Here is a 616-nt window from a genome sequence, read left to right as displayed (position 1 = left end):
TGACTGGGGTGAAGTCGTAACAAGGTAGCCGTAGGGGAACCTGCGGCTGGATCACCTCCTTAATCGACGACATCAGCCTGCTGATGAGCTCCCACACGAATTGCTTGATTCTTTGTATAAAGACGATGCTGTAACGCGACCCTGTTATAGGTCTGTAGCTCAGTTGGTTAGAGCGCACCCCTGATAAGGGTGAGGTCGGCAGTTCAAATCTGCCCAGACCTACCAATTACTTGGTGCGGCCTACAAAATACGGGGCCATAGCTCAGCTGGGAGAGCGCCTGCCTTGCACGCAGGAGGTCAGCGGTTCGATCCCGCTTGGCTCCACCACTCTTCAGGTTTCGCAGCACTGCTCAGAACTTAGAAATGAACATTCGGTGATGAATGTTGATTTCTGACTTTTGTCAGATCGTTCTTTAAAAATTCGGATATGTGATAGAAATAGACTGAACACTACTTTCACTGGTAGTGGATCAGGCTAAGGTAAAATTTGTGATGTGCTCTTAACTGAGCAGCATGCGAATTTTCGGCGAATGTCGTCTTCACAGTATAACCAGATTGCTTGGGGTTATATGGTCAAGTGAAGAAGCGCATACGGTGGATGCCTTGGCAGTCAGAG

At 48.7% G+C, this 616-nt stretch carries 2 tRNA genes and 1 rRNA gene; all 3 read left to right on the top strand.

From position 1 onward, the window contains the following. A 16S ribosomal RNA gene (locus HU766_RS25980) occupies nt 1–62 on the top strand; the annotation flags it as partial. Between the two features lie 86 nt (nt 63–148). Continuing rightward, nucleotides 149–225: transfer RNA gene (locus HU766_RS25975), tRNA-Ile, on the top strand. Between the two features lie 26 nt (nt 226–251). Beyond that, nucleotides 252–327 (top strand) — tRNA-Ala (locus tag HU766_RS25970). The last annotated feature ends 289 nt before the right edge of the window (nt 328–616 follow it).

The sequence above is a fragment of the Pseudomonas sp. SWRI77 genome (genome assembly GCF_014269105.1).
Lineage (GTDB): Bacteria > Pseudomonadota > Gammaproteobacteria > Pseudomonadales > Pseudomonadaceae > Aquipseudomonas > Aquipseudomonas capeferrum.
The sequence above is the reverse complement of the archived record's forward strand: the minus strand, read 5'-3'. Positions and strand labels throughout refer to the sequence as shown.